The organism is Pantoea conspicua, from assembly GCF_002095315.1.
Taxonomy (GTDB): Bacteria; Pseudomonadota; Gammaproteobacteria; order Enterobacterales; family Enterobacteriaceae; genus Pantoea; species Pantoea conspicua.
This window is the reverse complement of record NZ_MLFN01000020.1, coordinates 41,598-56,878: the sequence shown is the minus strand read 5'-3', so window position 1 is coordinate 56,878 and position 15,281 is coordinate 41,598. Positions and strand designations below refer to the sequence as shown.

Sequence of the window (15,281 nt, the reverse complement as noted above, 5' to 3'; positions counted from 1 at the left end):
GCCCGGCAGCAGCAGCGGTGCGCAGGCCCGCACTCCGGCACGCCTGCCAGACAAAAAAAGCTGCCACGTTTGACCGTGACAGCCTTTGCAAACTTAATCATAACTGACGAGCATCAGACACAGGCCAGGGCGGGTATCAGAGCAGTGGCTTCTCGCCGCGCTGCCAGAGTTTCAGCAGCAGCCGCTCGGCGACCGATCCGGCACTGTGTGTCACACGGTCAATCATCTTGCGACGACGGGCGTAATGCACGCCCAGCACATTAAACCGATCCATCTGACGAATAATCAGATCGTCGCTGGTGCCAACTTCATCAATCAGGCCAAGATCCAGCGCCTGTCGACCATACCAGTGCTCGCCGGTCGCCACTTTATCGATATCCAGCGTGGGGCGCATCTGATGAACAAACTGCTTAAACAGCAGATGGGTTTCATCCAGATCTTCCTGAAACTTTTCCCGTCCCTCATCGGTATTTTCACCAAACAGAGTCAGGGTGCGCTTGTACTGTCCAGCGGTATGCAGTTCCACATCAATGTCGTTGCGCTTCAACAGACGATTAAAGTTGGGAATTTGCGCCACAACGCCGATCGAGCCGATAATCGAAAACGGCGCCGCCACGATACGATCGGCCACGCAGGCCATCATGTAGCCGCCACTGGCCGCCACTTTATCCACTGCCGCGGTGATGTGCAGACCGTGATCGCGCAGACGCTGCAGCTGAGAGGCGGCCAGGCCATAGCCATGCACCACACCACCCGGACTCTCCAGCCGCAGCAGCACTTCATCGCCTGGCTGGGTGACGGCCAGTACCGCTGAGACTTCTTCACGCAGCGACGTGACTTCGCTGGCATCCATGCTGCCTTTGAAATCGAGCACGTAAAGTGTGGGTTTGCTCACCTCGCTTTCACCCTGCTTCGCCGCCCGCTTTTCCGCCTTCGCTTTCAGCTTTTCTGCTTTTTTATGGTTTTTCAGCCATATTTTTTGCACCTGCGGTTTCATCTTCGCCAGCTGCAGGTCCTCTTTCATCTGTTGGTAGTCCTCACCCAGATGCGTCAGCCGCAGTTGACCGCTCTGACCCCGTTTGCGCAACGCGGCATTCATCACAATCAGCACAATTGCAGCGATCGCGATAACCAGCGTCACCACTTTTGCTAAAAACAGTCCATAACTTGAAAGAAGATCCATTGCGTCGCCTTAGTAAACAGAGAATTAGAGACAATGGGCTAGTTTAGCCGTTTTGCCCCTATCAGTCGCCTGAAATGCCAGCAGCTGGCACAGAATGCGCCGGTTGGCGATTGCGCCAATTCGTAAATTCAGGCATAAAGCGGAATCATGCTGTTTTCGCTGGAGGATCCCGCTGTGCATTATCAACCGAAAAGCGACCTGCTCAATCATCGCATTATCCTGGTCACCGGCGCGTCCGACGGCATAGGCCGGGAAGCGGCGCTGACTTACGCCCGCTATGGCGCCGAAGTGATCCTGATGGGCCGCAACGCCGACAGGCTGCAACAGGTCGAACAGACGATTAATCAACTTACTAAACGCCCGGCGCACTCACTGGTGTTTGACCTGGCGGACGCCACGCCTGAACGCTGTCAGCAACTGGCTCACCAGCTGGCGCAGCAGTTCTCTCATCTTGATGGCGTGCTGCACAACGCCGGCATTCTGGGTGAGATTGTGCCGCTGGCTGAACTGGATCCGCAGGTCTGGCAGCAGGTGATGAAAATCAATCTGGATGCCACCTTCTTTCTGACCCAGGCGTTGTTGCCGCTGCTGCTGAAATCAGAATCGGGCTCGCTGGTGTTTACCACCTCCAGCGTGGGTCGCACCGGTCGTGCGGGCTGGGGTGCCTACGCGGTCTCCAAGTTTGCCACCGAAGGCATGATGCAGGTGCTGGCCGATGAGTATAAAAACCATACTCTGCGGGTAAACTGCATCAATCCCGGCGGGACACGCACTAAAATGCGCGCCAGCGCGTTTCCACAGGAAGATGCTGACAAGCTGAAAACCCCCGCCGATCTGATGCCGCTCTACCTTTATTTAATGGGCGACGACAGTCGACGCAAAACCGGTATCAGTTTTGATGCACAGCCGGGCCGGAAACCGGGGGCAGCAGAATAATGGCCGACGATCGCCATCAGCAACGGCAGCAGCGGCTTAAGGAGCAGGTCGATGCCCGCATCGCAGCGGCCAGTGAGGTACGTGGCATCCTGATGGTCTTTACCGGCAACGGCAAAGGCAAAACCACGGCCGCCTTTGGTACTGCCCTGCGCGCCTGTGGTCATGGTAAACGCGTCGGCGCTATTCAGTTTATTAAAGGTGACTGGCCCAACGGCGAGCGCAACCTGCTGGAACAGCATGGTGTCGAGTTTCAGGTGATGGCGACCGGTTTTACCTGGGAAACCCAGAATCGGGAAACTGACACCGCCGCCTGTCTGGCGGTCTGGCAGCACGCCAGAAGGATGCTGGCGGATTCGTCGCAGGAACTGGTCATCCTGGATGAGATCACCTACATGATTAGCATGGATTATCTGCCGCTGGAAGAACTGCTTACTGCCCTCCAACAGCGTCCCGCCGGGCAAAGCGTGATTATCACCGGGCGCGGCTGTCATCGCAGCATCCTGGAGAGAGCAGATACCGTTACCGAAATGCGGCCGGTGAAACATGCCTTTGATGCCGGCATTCAGGCGCAACAGGGAATTGACTGGTAGCAGAAAAAAAAACGCAGCCCAGGGCTGCGTTTTTCGCTATCGGGCAACGGAATCGGGATTAACCGGAGTTACGTTTGCTGCCCGGATTGCGGCGTGGCGCACGTGGCGTGCTGCTCACTTTGCTATGGCGCTTCACCGCACGACGGATCTGGTTCGCTTTGGTGCGGCGACGATCTTTCTCAACCACCAGCTTGGTCACCGTTTCGTCATCCATGCCAACCAGGTTGCGCAGGTAGTTGACGGCCGGCAGGTCCAGCTCGGTCCAGCCGCCGCGAGGCAGGCCTTTTGGCAGGGTGATATCACCGTAGCGCACGCGCATCAGACGACTCACCTGCACACCCACCGCTTCCCATAAACGACGCACTTCACGATTACGTCCTTCAGTCAGGGTGACGTTGTACCACTGGTTGATGCCCTCGCCGCCGCCAAAGCGCAGGGTTTTAAATGCCGCCGGGCCATCTTCCAGCTGAACGCCTTTGCTCAGTTGACGAATTTTGTCGTCGTCGACCTGACCAAACACGCGTACCGCGTATTCACGTTCAACTTCACGGCTTGGGTGCATCAGGCGGTTTGCCAGTTCACCGTCGGTGGTGAACAGCATTAAACCGCAGGTATTCACATCCAGACGGCCGACGGCAATCCAGCGTGAACCGCGCAGGCGGGGCAGACGGTCAAACACGGTTGGACGGCCTTCGGGATCGCTACGCGTACAAAGCTCGCCTTCCGGCTTGTAATAGGCCAGCACCCGGCAGACTTCCGCCGCCGACTCGGCGATGGAGACCAGGTGGCCATCAATACGAATTTTAAGGGATTTACTGCTTTCGACACGGTCGCCGAGAGTGGCAATTTTACCATCGACGCTGACGCGACCGGCAGCAATCATCGATTCGATTTCACGACGCGAGCCATGACCGGCACGCGCTAACACTTTCTGTAACTTCTCGCTCATTGAGCTTCCTCTTTGTCGCCTTCCCAGGCGTCACGGTAGGGTGGGAAATCTTTTTAAATCAATAGGTTAACTTAAAAAGTTTGGCCCATTATACAGACATTCACCCCTGATGTAACGCGCTTTATGGTTAACAGAGTCAAATAAAGGATAGCCGATTCCGGTCAATTTTCTGCCTGCTGCGCCAGCTTTAGCAGGTACTCCTTCGCAGACGATTTAATAAGTAAAGATGGAGAATAAAACCGATTTTCAAAAACTTTATAGTGCGCGTATTTTAAATTTTCTGAACTATGGTTCAAAACCATTCAATCCGTCAGAAGAAAAAACAATCACGGTATCTTACACTTCCATCGCTTTTCCGCTGCAATATTTCTTCTGTGTTCATTCGTCATTGCAGCATAAAAGACCAGGGAGTTGAGTTTAACCGCCACATGCCATCTATTAAATAAAAATTAGTAGCGTAACCCCAAGGCAGATTTGTTTATTACTTTATTTTACAGGGTATTTTAATTAGGTTAGTTTTAATTAATTGTACAGAAAAATTATAAGTGTACACTTTGTCACTGAAGCAGATAAAAACGCAGAGCTGGCAGTAAAATAAGCTCGCGATAAAAATTAAATTTTAATGATTCATTAATAAAAATAGCCTTTTTAGATTAATCCAATAAACCGGCGCATCCGGAGTTGTTGCGTTAATACGGTTCAGTGATGAACCTTGATTGCATGTCAGAAGTCTTCACCAGGGATTTTCACGACATGCCTGAAAAAAGAATACCATCATGAGAAACCTCTTTCTGTGCCCAGCGTTTGCCGCGCTGGCGTTGACCGGGTGTTCCGTGGGCCATACTGAGTACAGTCGTACGGCGATGCAGCACGTAGATATGAGCGTGACTGGCATTCCGACGATCCTCGGTCTGGGTACCCTTGGCACCAGCATTCCGCTTACCCCTGAATACAGCCTGACCGCCGCCCACGTCGCGAAAACCGCCGTGCAGCGCGTTAAGTCTTACCATCCTTATTGCGATCTGGCGATTATTTATCATAAGAATGGTCCCGGGACCTTAACCCGCTTCCGCAGCAGCGATATTGGCGATCCGGTAAAAATGTACGGCTACAGTTTTATTTCCGCGCTGCCGGTTGAATCTAAAGGGGTTAATTTAGCCCGCACCTCTATTCGCAATGGCTGGAATAAAAGCCCCTGTATGGCAATGGCCTCTAATGCTGGCGTGGTACAGGGCATGTCGGGCGGTGGCGTTTATAATAGTGATGAGACATTGGGCGGCGTGATTGTCGGTTATTCTGATGCCATTAAAAATGGCCGTACCGGGAAAGTGATCCTCAAAGACGTTTCACTTTATATTCCCTACGGCCAGTTTAAAACCTGGTTGCAGAGCAATCTGGCACAGACACCGACTCGCGGTGCCTGAGTCAGTCGCCTTACAGGAATGGGCGGGTATCGCCCACCCCTTCACGCACAATTTCCGGCGCATCGGTGGTTAAATCGACCACCGTGGTCGGCTGTTGCCCCAGCGTGCCGCCATCGATAATCAGATCGACCAGCTTACCGATGCTGTGCTGAATCTCTTCCGGATCAGACTCGGTAAAATCATTGCCCGGCAGAATCAGCGAAGTGGACATCATTGGCTGGTTCAGCGCCTCCAGCAGCGCCAGCGCCACCGGATTGGAAGGTACGCGCAGCCCGATGGTTTTCCGCTTGTCATTCATCAGACGACGTGGCACCTCTTTGGTCGCCTTGAGAATAAAGGTGTAGTTGCCGGGCGTATTGTTTTTCAGCAGGCGAAAGGCGGAGTTGCCGACCTGAGAGTAGACAGAAAGCTCGGAAAGATCCCGGCACATCAGGGTGAAGTTGTGATTCCCGTCTAACTGACGAATACGGCAGATGCGCTCCATCGCGCCCTTCTCTTCCAGTCGACAGCCCAGCGCATAACCGGAATCGGTCGGATAGACGATCACGCTGCCTTTATTAAGGTAGTCCACCGCCTGATTAATCAGACGTGGCTGTGGGTTATCGGGATGGATGTGAAACAATTGACTCATAGAAACCTCGTGTCACCTTTCCGTGGAGAGCTGGGCGGGCGCCAGTGCGGGGAAGCGTTCCCAGACCGGCTCAACCGCCGCGGGCAGCCATAACTTGCGGCCCAGTTCAATCCACGGGCAGGGTTGATGAAAATCAGAACCTTGTGATGCGGCCAGCGCATTGTCTCTGGCATATTGCGCCAGTTGAGTACGCTCATTCGGCGCCTGCTGGCACTGGGCCACTTCCATCGCATCGCCGCCTGCTTCACGGAAATGGGCCACCAGCCGCTTTAACCATTTCGCTGATAAGCCATAGCGCCCGGGATGCGCCAGTACTGCACAACCGCCAGAATGATGAATCGCATCAATAGCTTGTTTAATTGTACACCATTGTGGCGGGACGTAGCCGGTTTTGCCGCGCGCCAGATAATTTTTGAACACCTGCGCCATGTTATCCGCTTTGCCCTGCTCCACCAGAAAGCGGGCGAAATGACCACGCGTGATGACGCCGCCATCGGCCAGACGCATCGCACCTGCCAGCGCGCCCGGAATACGCGCTTTTTCCAGCCGTTCGGCAATCTGTTCCGCGCGGGCCTGTCGACAGGCGTGCTGGCCAGCGAGAAAACTGACCAGCGCCGGATGACGGGTATCAATATTCAATCCCACAATATGAATCTCATGGTTCTCCCACAGCGTAGAGACTTCAACGCCCGCCAGCACCTTAACCGGCAAGGCCAGATCGATGACCGTTTGCTGCGCTTCATCTACGCCGGCGACGCTATCGTGATCGGTGATCGCCAGTACGCCTACGCGCATCTCAACCGCGCGCTGTACCAGCGCCGCAGGCGTCAGTAAGCCATCGGAAGCCCGCGTGTGGCTGTGTAAATCATAGATCGGGAAACGGGCGATATCGCTCAAAAGAACTCCTGCTGGAAACTAAACCGGCCAGCATGATAACGATTTTAGCCGCCAGTGAAAAAGTGTATTGACATTTCCGCCCCGAACCCGTTAACTAGTACACAAGTTCACACGTAACGGGTATTCAATCATGGCTGTTGTAATCACGCATTTTAACGGTTGGTGGCGCGATGTTCCCGAACACGGGCGACGTGGTCGTGCACATTTTGCGTAAACGCTGTGCAGATACCTGAGCCCGCCACCGAGCGGGCTTTTTTTTGAGCGAAATTCAGAGAAACCATCATGCCAATTGCGAAACCTACAGTGAAGTTGATTACCGGCAACGCGCCTTATCGCGAAGATCCGGCCGCAGTGTTTCATCAGTTATGCGGCGCACGTCCGGCAACCCTGCTGCTTGAATCTGCTGATATTGACAGCAAAAAGAATCTCAAAAGCCTGCTGATTGTCGACAGCGCACTGCGTATCAGCGCGCTGGACAACAAGGTGACCTTGCAGGCGCTGTCGGAGAATGGCCGCGCGCTGCTGCCGTTGCTTGACGCCGCGCTACCAGACTCCGTGGATAACCAGGTCCGTCCCGACGGGCGCGAACTGACTTTCCCGCAAAACGCCGGGCAGCAGGATGAAGATGCCCGTCTGCAGGCGCTGTCGGTGTTTGATGCCCTGCGTCTGATTCCCCAGCTGGTCAACTCCCCCTCCGACGAGCGGGAAGCCGTGCTGTTAGGTGGCCTGTTTGCCTATGATCTGGTTGCCGGGTTTGAAACCCTGCCGGCGCTGGACAATCAGCAGCGCTGCCCGGATTACTGTTTTTATCTGGCGGAAACGCTGCTGGTGATCGATCACCAGACCCGCAGCGCGCGACTGCAGGCCAGCCTGTTCTGCCCATCCACCAGTGAATTTCAGCGTCTGCAACGCCGTATTGAGCAACTGCATGGTCAGATGCTGCAGCCGGCGCCGGCCCTGCCGGTTCAGACGGTGGAGCAGATGAGCCTGACCACCAGCCAGAGCGATGAAGAATATTGTCAGGTAGTCCGTACCATGCAAGAAGCGATTCGCATTGGCGAAATCTTCCAGGTGGTACCGTCGCGCCGTTTCTCACTGCCCTGTCCTTCACCGCTGGCGGCCTACGACACGCTGAAAAACAGCAATCCCAGCCCGTATATGTTTTTCATGCAGGACCAGGACTTCGCTCTGTTTGGTGCCTCACCGGAAAGCTCGCTGAAATATGACGCCAGCTCGCGTCAGATTGAGATCTATCCGATTGCCGGTACCCGTCCACGCGGACGTAAACCCGACGGTTCGCTGGATCGCGACCTCGACAGCCGCATTGAGCTGGAGATGCGCACCGATCATAAAGAGCTGGCGGAACACCTGATGCTGGTCGACCTGGCGCGCAACGATCTGGCGCGTATCTGTGTGCCGGGCAGCCGCTATGTGGCGGACCTGACCAAAGTTGACCGCTATTCGTTTGTCATGCACCTGGTGTCACGCGTGGTCGGTACCCTGCGCGAAGATCTGGATGTGCTGCACGCCTATCGCGCCTGTATGAACATGGGCACGCTGAGCGGTGCACCGAAAGTCCGTGCCATGCAGCTGATCGCCGGGGCCGAAGGCACCCGTCGCGGCAGTTACGGCGGTGCGGTCGGTTACTTTACCGCCAATGGCGATCTTGATACCTGTATCGTCATCCGCTCGGCATATGTAGAAGACGGCGTAGCGACTGTGCAGCTGGCGCCGGTGTGGTACTGGATTCGAATCCGCAGGCGGAAGCCGATGAGAGCCGCAATAAAGCCCGCGCCGTACTGCGCGCCATTGCCACTGCCCATCACTGCAAGGAGATCTTCTGATGGCCGATATTCTGCTGCTCGATAACATCGACTCATTTACCTATAACCTGGTCGATCAACTGCGGACCTTTGGTCATAACGTGGTGATCTATCGCAACAATCTGCCGGCAGCGCTGTTAATCGAGCACCTGCAACGGATGGAAAATCCGGTACTGATGCTCTCGCCCGGCCCTGGCGCGCCAAAAGAGGCTGGCTGTATGCCGGAACTACTGCGGGCGCTGCGCGGACGCTTACCGATTATCGGTATCTGCCTCGGCCATCAGGCGATTGTTGAAGAATATGGCGGTCACGTTGGCCAGGCTGGCGAGATTCTGCACGGGAAAGCGTCTGCGGTGGTTCACGATGGCGAGGCGATGTTTGCCGGCCTGAGCAACCCGCTGCCGGTGGCGCGCTATCACTCCCTGGTCGGCAGCAATACGCCGGAAGAGCTCACCGTCAATGCCAGCTACAACGGCATGGTGATGGCGGTGCGCCACGAAACTGACCGGGTATGCGGATTCCAGTTCCATCCGGAATCCATCCTGACCACTCAGGGCGCACGACTGCTTGAGCAGACGCTGGCCTGGGCGCTGGCGAAGTAACAGGGAGAATGACTATGCAACAGACACTGGAAAAACTTTACCAGGCGCAGACGCTGAATCAGGCTGAGAGTCATCAGCTGTTCAGCGCAATTATTACCGGTCAGCTGGAGCCGACCCAACTGGCGGCGGCGCTGATTGCAATGAAAGTCCGGGGCGAAACGCCGGAAGAGATTGCCGGTGCAGCGACCGCGCTGCTGGAAGATGCAAAACCCTTTCCCCGTCCCGACTATGCCTTTGCTGATATCGTCGGTACCGGCGGCGACGGCAGCAACAGCATCAATATTTCCACCGCCAGCGCATTCGTGGCGGCGACCTGCGGCCTGAAAGTGGCGAAGCACGGTAACCGCAGCGTTTCCAGCAAGTCCGGCTCTTCCGATCTGCTGGCAGCGTTTGGCATCGATCTGGACATGCCGGCTGAACGGGCACGACAGGCGCTGGACGATCTCAACGTCTGTTTCCTGTTTGCACCGCAGTACCACACCGGGTTTCGCCACGCGATGCCAGTGCGTCAGCAGCTGAAAACCCGGACGCTGTTTAACGTATTAGGTCCGCTGATCAACCCGGCACGTCCACCGCTGGCGGTGATTGGGGTTTACAGTCCCGAGCTGGTAATGCCGATTGCGCAGACCCTGAAAGTGCTGGGCTATCAGCGTGCCGCAGTGGTGCATGGCGGTGGAATGGATGAAGTGGCACTGCATGATGTCACCCACGTCGCTGAGCTGCGTGACGGGGAAATCACCCGCTATCAGCTGTCGCCGGAAGACTTCGGTTTTGGCTTCCATCCTAAGGAGGCGCTGGCTGGCGGCACGCCGGAAGAAAATCGTGACATTCTCACGGCTTTACTCCAGGGTAATGGCCAGCAGGCCCATGAGGAAGCGGTCGCCGTGAATGTGGCGATGCTGCTTAAAGTTTTCGGTCATGAAGATCTGCGTGAAAACGCACAGCGTGCGCTCAACGCTATCCGCAGTGGACAGGCTTACGAGCGCGTGGTCGCTCTGGCAGCAAGAGGATAACCATGCAAGGTACCGTGTTAGAAAAAATTGTGCAGGACAAAGCGATTTGGGTGGCAGCGCGTCAGCAGCAGCAACCTCTTTCTACCTTTCAGAACAGCATTGAACCTGCCAGCCGTCATTTTTATGATGCACTACAGGGCGCGCGAACCGCGTTTATTCTGGAGTGTAAAAAAGCGTCGCCCTCAAAAGGCATTATTCGTGAGGATTTCGATCCTGCCGCCATTGCCGGGGTCTACCGCCACTATGCGTCCGCGGTGTCCGTACTGACCGATGAAAAATACTTTCAGGGCGACTTCGCGTTTCTGCCGATCGTCAGCGCCGCTATCACCCAGCCGGTGCTGTGCAAAGACTTCATCATCGACCCGTATCAGATCTATCTGGCGCGTTACTATCAGGCAGATGCCATTCTGCTGATGTTATCGGTGCTGGATGATGAACAGTATCGTCAGCTGGCTGCCGTCGCCCATAGCCTGAAGATGGGTATCCTGACCGAAGTCAGTAATGAAGAGGAGCTGGAGCGCGCCATTGCGTTGCAGGCCAGAGTGGTCGGAATTAACAACCGCGATCTGCGCGATCTGTCGATCGATCTGAACCGTACCCGTCAGCTGGCGCCGCGCCTGTCGCACGGCGTGACGGTGATCAGCGAGTCCGGCATTAACAGTTATGCCGATATTCGCGAGCTCAGCCACTTTGCTAACGGCTTCCTGATTGGCTCCGCCCTGATGGAAGAGCCCGATCTGACCGCCGCGGTACGCCGGGTCACGCTCGGCGCAAACAAAGTGTGCGGTCTGACCCGGGCGGAAGATGCACGCGCTGCGTATGAAGCAGGCGCCATCTATGGCGGACTGATTTTCGCCGCCGGCTCACCGCGTCAGATTGATACCGGGACCGCCCGGACGGTGATGGCTGGCGCACCGCTGTGCTACGTCGGCGTGTTCCGTAACAGCTCCGTTAGTGACGTTGTCACAGAGGCGACCGCACTGTCACTGTCAGCCGTGCAGCTGCACGGTCAGGAAACGCCTGATTTCGTTGCAGAACTGCGCGCGGCGCTGCCCGCCGGAATCGAAATCTGGAAAGCGCTGCGCATTGAAGGTCTGTTACCCGAGCGTAACTGGGCGCACATCGATCGCTACGTGTTTGATAACGGCGACGGCGGCACCGGTGAGCGCTTTGACTGGTCATTGTTGCAGGGCCAGATGCTGAATGATGTGTTGCTGGCCGGTGGCCTGAGCGCGGATAACTGTGTTGAAGCCGCGCAGCTGGGCTGTGCCGGTCTCGACTTCAACTCCGGGGTGGAAAGCGCGCCCGGCATTAAAGATGCCCGTAAAATCGCGGCGGTGTTTCAGACACTGCGCGCCTACTGATTTGCCTGGCCTGCTCAACGGCGGGCCTGAAAAAGGAAGATGAAAAATGACGTTACTCAATCCCTACTTTGGCGAATTTGGCGGGATGTATGTCCCGCAGATCCTGATGCCAGCGTTACGCCAGCTGGAAGAAGCGTTTGTCGATGCCCAGAAAGATCCTGAGTTTCAGGCGGAATTTACCGATCTGCTGAAAAACTATGCCGGCCGGCCTACCGCCCTGACGCTGTGTAAAAATCTGACGAAAGGCACCAAAACCCGGCTCTACCTGAAGCGCGAAGATCTGCTGCACGGCGGCGCGCACAAAACCAATCAGGTACTGGGTCAGGCGCTGTTAGCCAAACGCATGGGTAAGAACGAGATCATCGCCGAAACCGGTGCCGGACAGCACGGTGTTGCCTCGGCGCTGGCATGCGCCCTGCTTGGCATGAAATGCCGCATCTACATGGGTGCCAAGGACGTTGAGCGTCAGTCTCCTAACGTGTTCCGTATGCGTCTGATGGGCGCGGAAGTGATCCCGGTACACAGTGGTTCAGCAACCCTGAAGGATGCCTGTAACGAAGCGCTGCGCGACTGGTCTGGCAGCTACGAAACCGCACACTATATGCTTGGTACCGCCGCCGGTCCCCATCCGTTCCCGACCATCGTGCGGGAGTTTCAGCGGATGATCGGCGAAGAGACGAAAAAGCAGATCCTGGAAAAAGAAGGACGTCTGCCCGATGCCATCATCGCCTGCGTCGGCGGCGGGTCTAATGCCATCGGTATGTTTGCTGACTTTATCGATGAAACCAGCGTGAAACTGATCGGCGTTGAACCGGCGGGTCACGGTATTGAAACCGGTGAGCATGGCGCACCGCTAAAACATGGCCGCGTCGGCATCTACTTCGGTATGAAAGCCCCGATGATGCAGACCGAAGATGGCCAGATCGAAGAATCTTATTCGATCTCTGCCGGTCTGGATTTCCCGTCAGTGGGACCACAACATGCGCACCTGAACAGCATTGGTCGCGCTGAGTATGTCTCGATTACCGATAACGAAGCGCTGGCCGCCTTTAAACAGCTGTGTCGTGCCGAAGGGATCATTCCGGCACTGGAGTCGTCACATGCGCTGGCCCATGCCCTGAAGATGATTCAGGCCGAGCCGGACAAAGAGCAGCTGGTCGTGGTTAACCTCTCCGGCCGTGGCGATAAAGATATTTTCACCGTTCACGACATTCTGACCGCGCAGGGAGAAATCTGATGGAACGTTACGATCAACTGTTTAAACGCCTCTCTGCCCGTAACGAAGGCGCCTTTGTGCCCTTCGTCACCCTCGGGGATCCGTCACCGGCGCTTTCATTGCAGGTTATTGACGCGCTGGTGGAAGGGGGTGCAGATGCGCTGGAGTTAGGCATTCCCTTCTCCGATCCGCTGGCTGACGGCCCGACGATTCAGAATGCGACGTTGCGCGCCTTCGCGGCGGGCACCAATACCCAACAGTGCTTTGAAATGCTGGCGACCATTCGCCGTAAATACCCGGACCTGCCGATCGGTTTACTGATGTATGCCAATCTGGTATTCACCAACGGTGTTGATGCGTTTTACGCCCGCTGCGCAGAAGCCGGTGTGGATTCGGTGCTGGTGGCTGACGTTCCGGTGGAAGAGTCCGCCCCGTTCCGTCAGGCAGCACTGCGTCATGGTGTGGCACCGATCTTCATCTGCCCGCCGAACGCCAGCGATGCGCTGTTGCGCGAAATCGCTTCACACGGGCGCGGCTATACCTACCTGCTCTCCCGTGCTGGCGTTACCGGCGCAGACAACCGCGCCAGCCTGCCGCTGCAGCACCTGATCGAAAAGCTGCGTGAATACAATGCGGCCCCGCCGCTGCAGGGATTTGGCATCTCTGAACCGTCGCAGGTTAAGGAAGCCATCGCCGCCGGTGCCGCGGGTGCCATTTCCGGCTCGGCCATTGTCCGGATCATTGAAAAAAATCATGCGGAACCTGAGGTGATGCTGCGTGAACTGAAAAACTTCGTCAGCAGCCTGAAAGCCGCCAGCCGTTAATCCCGCCATCATGCCTTATCACACGATAAGGCATGATTTCTTTCCTTTTTTTACATCCCGCCATTTGCCCTTTTTGCAAAATCTGCACCACAATGTCAGAGCGCCGTTACGGTAACGTCGCATCCAATTTGTGACAGGGAGAGAAAGCAATGAAATTATTTAAAGCTGTGGCGGGTGCGTTGATGGCAGGTGTGGTTGCGCTGGCACTGAGCGCCTGTGCGCCAACCGCGACCAAAGAGGGAACCGGTGGCTATATCGATGACACCGTGGTTACCACCAAAGTGAAAGGTGAACTGCTGAAAGATGACTCGCTGAAATCGACTGAAATCAACGTAGAAACTTTTAAAGGTAAAGTTCAGCTCAGTGGTTTTGTCTCATCACCACAGATGGCTAATCGTGCCGTACAGGTTACCCGCAGCGTGCCGGGCGTGAAGTCCGTGGTTAACAACATGCAGATCAAGTAATACCTGCTATGAAGATTAAAAAGGCCGCTGATTCAGCGGCCTTTTTTCATCAGAAACGGTAACCCGCCCCAAAGAAGAAGACCCAGGGATCGATGCGCATATTAATATTCTGCTGTTCGCCTGCCGCCTTGAATTTCACCTCAGTATCAATATCCATGTACCACACCGACGCATTCAGCATCCAGTCGCGGTTGATCTGATAATCGAGACCGACCTGGCCTGCTACCCCCCATGAATCTTTGACGCTCAGATCGGTGAGTCCGGCATCACGGCCGGTCTGATTAAAATCTGCATCATAAAAGGTGGTGTAGTTGATACCGACGCCAACATACGGGCGCGCTTTGCTCTTGCTGTCGAAGAAATAGTATTGCGCCATCAGCGTCGGCGGTAACTGGCGTACCGTGGCCAGTGTACCGGTCGGACCCAGACCGACTTTATGCCGGAATGGCGTGGCGGCCAGCAGTTCAACCCCGATATTGTCGGTTGCCATATAGGTAAAGGTCAGGCCCAGCTGGGTATCGTTGCTGGCGCTGAACTCTCCCATGCCAAGCACATTATCGGAACCTTCGGTTGGACGTACCGTTGCACTGCCGGCACGCATAAAGAAGTCGCCCGCTTCATGAGCCATTGCCAGTTGTGGTAAAGCCAGAGCCAGAAGCATCGCGCATTTTGCCAGTTTCATTATCACTCCTTTGCTAAAGGTAAATATATCCAACGTCATCATTTTTTTGTTGGCAAAGATTTAACGTGATTTACAGAAAATTGCACTCTGTTCGGTTGATATAAATCACTTAAAAAACAATGAATTGATTTAGATCAATTTTGGCTGTGGCTGACATCGGGAAATTCCCCTTGCTGAAAAATCTTGCCCGGCTTATTTTGCTGATCCTGATTGTTGATTTTGGTTCGATGCCTCAGGAGTGGCGGGTGATCAAATGAGCGAAACGTCTAACCCTTGTGTCAGCTGTGGCGCCTGCTGCGCCCATTTCCGTGTCTCTTTCTACTGGGCTGAAGCCGATGATGCTGGCGGCCCGGTGCCCGCCGAATTAACCGAACCGCTGAGCCTGCTGATGCGCAATATGCGCGGCACCAACGATCGTGCGCCTCGCTGTGTCGCCCTGCAGGGCGAGATTGGCGGCTGCGTCTCCTGCGGCATTTATGAGCAACGGCCAACGCCCTGTCGGGAGTTTGCGATGTCGGGCGAAGAGGGTGTCGCCAATGACGCCTGCGATCGCGCCCGCGCCCGTTACGGTCTTCCCGCCCTTTTTCACCCCTCTTTACCTGTTATGACAGAAAGTTATCTCTCGCCGGGTGCCCGCGAGCTGCCAGAACATGTACAATCGCCGGGTTAATTAACCCGGTTCC

The 15,281-nt window shown here is 55.7% G+C and carries 13 protein-coding genes, 2 pseudogenes and 1 other annotated feature; of the genes and pseudogenes, 10 read left to right on the top strand and 5 right to left on the bottom strand.

Annotation, left to right across the window (positions count from 1 at the left end; genetic code table 11):
* Positions 1-136: 136 nt before the first annotated feature.
* Positions 137-1,183 (bottom strand): protease SohB, encoded by a 1,047-nt coding sequence (gene sohB / locus HA41_RS09460; protein ID WP_094120567.1) that lies wholly within the window; start codon positions 1,181-1,183, stop codon positions 137-139.
* Positions 1,184-1,357: 174 nt separating this feature from the next.
* On the opposite strand from sohB, the gene HA41_RS09455 reads away from it, so the two are divergent.
* Positions 1,358-2,119: a YciK family oxidoreductase gene (locus HA41_RS09455; protein WP_094120568.1), complete on the top strand. Its 762-nt coding sequence runs from the start codon at positions 1,358-1,360 to the stop codon at positions 2,117-2,119.
* On the top strand, positions 2,119-2,709 hold the full coding sequence (gene cobO / locus HA41_RS09450; RefSeq protein ID WP_094120566.1) for a cob(I)yrinic acid a,c-diamide adenosyltransferase: 591 nt from the start codon (positions 2,119-2,121) through the stop codon (positions 2,707-2,709). Before HA41_RS09455 ends, cobO begins: the two co-directional genes overlap by 1 nt.
* Positions 2,710-2,767: 58 nt before the next feature.
* Here cobO and rluB read toward each other — a convergent pair whose 3' ends face one another.
* Positions 2,768-3,658, bottom strand: a complete 891-nt coding sequence (gene rluB / locus HA41_RS09445; RefSeq protein WP_094120565.1) for a 23S rRNA pseudouridine(2605) synthase RluB — start codon at positions 3,656-3,658, stop codon at positions 2,768-2,770.
* Between the two features lie 776 nt (positions 3,659-4,434).
* Between rluB and HA41_RS09440 the strand changes: the two genes are divergently transcribed.
* Entirely contained in the window at positions 4,435-5,082 is a 648-nt protein-coding gene (locus tag HA41_RS09440; protein WP_094120564.1) for a hypothetical protein, read from the top strand.
* A 10-nt stretch (positions 5,083-5,092) separates the two neighbouring features.
* Here HA41_RS09440 and HA41_RS09435 read toward each other — a convergent pair whose 3' ends face one another.
* Together HA41_RS09435 and rnm are read right to left on the bottom strand one after the other, a co-directional pair.
* Positions 5,093-5,713 carry an L-threonylcarbamoyladenylate synthase gene (locus HA41_RS09435; protein WP_094120563.1) on the bottom strand — a complete coding sequence of 207 codons (621 nt, stop codon included), beginning with the start codon at positions 5,711-5,713 and terminating at the stop codon, positions 5,093-5,095.
* A gap of 12 nt (positions 5,714-5,725) precedes the next feature.
* A complete protein-coding gene (rnm, locus tag HA41_RS09430; RefSeq protein WP_094120562.1) occupies positions 5,726-6,610 on the bottom strand; it encodes an RNase RNM in 885 nt (294 codons plus the stop codon).
* Positions 6,611-6,764: 154 nt separating this feature from the next.
* Positions 6,765-6,869 (top strand) — a sequence feature (Trp leader region).
* A 23-nt stretch (positions 6,870-6,892) separates the two neighbouring features.
* On the opposite strand from rnm, the pseudogene HA41_RS09425 reads away from it, so the two are divergent.
* From HA41_RS09425 to HA41_RS09395, 6 genes and pseudogenes are all read left to right on the top strand, one after another.
* Positions 6,893-8,454 (top strand): annotated as a pseudogene (locus HA41_RS09425) (anthranilate synthase component 1).
* Positions 8,454-10,048 (top strand): annotated as a pseudogene (gene trpD / locus HA41_RS21370) (bifunctional anthranilate synthase glutamate amidotransferase component TrpG/anthranilate phosphoribosyltransferase TrpD). The pseudogenes HA41_RS09425 and trpD overlap by 1 nt, the downstream one beginning before the upstream one ends.
* Positions 10,049-10,050: 2 nt before the next feature.
* On the top strand, positions 10,051-11,412 hold the full coding sequence (gene trpCF / locus HA41_RS09410) for a bifunctional indole-3-glycerol-phosphate synthase TrpC/phosphoribosylanthranilate isomerase TrpF (protein ID WP_143807311.1): 1,362 nt from the start codon (positions 10,051-10,053) through the stop codon (positions 11,410-11,412).
* Between the two features lie 46 nt (positions 11,413-11,458).
* Positions 11,459-12,649, top strand: a complete 1,191-nt coding sequence (gene trpB, locus HA41_RS09405; RefSeq protein WP_094120558.1) for a tryptophan synthase subunit beta — start codon at positions 11,459-11,461, stop codon at positions 12,647-12,649.
* Complete coding sequence (gene trpA, locus HA41_RS09400; protein WP_094120557.1) at positions 12,649-13,452, top strand: tryptophan synthase subunit alpha; 804 nt, start codon at positions 12,649-12,651, stop codon at positions 13,450-13,452. Before trpB ends, trpA begins: the two co-directional genes overlap by 1 nt.
* A gap of 149 nt (positions 13,453-13,601) precedes the next feature.
* Positions 13,602-13,916, top strand: a complete 315-nt coding sequence (locus tag HA41_RS09395) for a BON domain-containing protein (RefSeq protein ID WP_094120556.1) — start codon at positions 13,602-13,604, stop codon at positions 13,914-13,916.
* A 49-nt stretch (positions 13,917-13,965) separates the two neighbouring features.
* Here HA41_RS09395 and ompW read toward each other — a convergent pair whose 3' ends face one another.
* Positions 13,966-14,598 carry an outer membrane protein OmpW gene (ompW, locus tag HA41_RS09390; RefSeq protein ID WP_094120555.1) on the bottom strand — a complete coding sequence of 211 codons (633 nt, stop codon included), beginning with the start codon at positions 14,596-14,598 and terminating at the stop codon, positions 13,966-13,968.
* Positions 14,599-14,851: 253 nt separating this feature from the next.
* Here ompW and HA41_RS09385 point away from each other — a divergent pair, with 253 nt between their 5' ends.
* Positions 14,852-15,268, top strand: a complete 417-nt coding sequence (locus HA41_RS09385) for a YkgJ family cysteine cluster protein (protein ID WP_094120554.1) — start codon at positions 14,852-14,854, stop codon at positions 15,266-15,268.
* Positions 15,269-15,281 lie beyond the last annotated feature (13 nt).

What these genes read in the sequence shown, in the direction of transcription:
- ompW (WP_094120555.1), bottom strand. Translation starts at nt 14,598, where the DNA reads ATGAAACTGGCAAAATGCGCGATGCTTCTGGCTCTGGCTTTACCACAA.
- sohB (WP_094120567.1), bottom strand. Translation starts at nt 1,183, where the DNA reads ATGGATCTTCTTTCAAGTTATGGACTGTTTTTAGCAAAAGTGGTGACG.
- HA41_RS09385 (WP_094120554.1), top strand. Translation starts at nt 14,852, where the DNA reads ATGAGCGAAACGTCTAACCCTTGTGTCAGCTGTGGCGCCTGCTGCGCC.
- trpA (WP_094120557.1), top strand. Translation starts at nt 12,649, where the DNA reads ATGGAACGTTACGATCAACTGTTTAAACGCCTCTCTGCCCGTAACGAA.
- HA41_RS09395 (WP_094120556.1), top strand. Translation starts at nt 13,602, where the DNA reads ATGAAATTATTTAAAGCTGTGGCGGGTGCGTTGATGGCAGGTGTGGTT.
- trpCF (WP_143807311.1), top strand. Translation starts at nt 10,051, where the DNA reads ATGCAAGGTACCGTGTTAGAAAAAATTGTGCAGGACAAAGCGATTTGG.
- HA41_RS09440 (WP_094120564.1), top strand. Translation starts at nt 4,435, where the DNA reads ATGAGAAACCTCTTTCTGTGCCCAGCGTTTGCCGCGCTGGCGTTGACC.
- trpB (WP_094120558.1), top strand. Translation starts at nt 11,459, where the DNA reads ATGACGTTACTCAATCCCTACTTTGGCGAATTTGGCGGGATGTATGTC.
- rluB (WP_094120565.1), bottom strand. Translation starts at nt 3,658, where the DNA reads ATGAGCGAGAAGTTACAGAAAGTGTTAGCGCGTGCCGGTCATGGCTCG.
- cobO (WP_094120566.1), top strand. Translation starts at nt 2,119, where the DNA reads ATGGCCGACGATCGCCATCAGCAACGGCAGCAGCGGCTTAAGGAGCAG.
- HA41_RS09435 (WP_094120563.1), bottom strand. Translation starts at nt 5,713, where the DNA reads ATGAGTCAATTGTTTCACATCCATCCCGATAACCCACAGCCACGTCTG.